Here is a 262-nt window from a genome sequence, read left to right on the forward strand (position 1 = left end):
AAAACTTGACCTTTGGGGGTATGTTGGCATGGGTTTAATCGTTGGTGGCGTTGTTGTTCTCAACTTGCTTTCAAAAACCAGTGCACATTAGTCCAGTATGCATCTAACAAGTTGCACCAGTCGGAAAACCTCCGCTCCGCGGCTTTGTGCATTCGCTTCGCTCATTGTTGCACAAAGCCACTACACTACAGTTTCCGCTGTGCAAGGCGTTATGTTTCAGAACGAAGTTATGGCAACTTTTAAAGCACTGTTTAAATTTATA

Annotated in this window: 1 pseudogene; it reads left to right on the forward strand. The window is 43.9% G+C overall.

The window, feature by feature from the left end:
- Window positions 1-91: pseudogene (locus A3763_RS06045) on the forward strand (QacE family quaternary ammonium compound efflux SMR transporter); the annotation flags it as partial.
- Window positions 92-262 lie beyond the last annotated feature (171 nt).

It is taken from the genome of Oleiphilus sp. HI0128 (genome assembly GCF_001635365.1).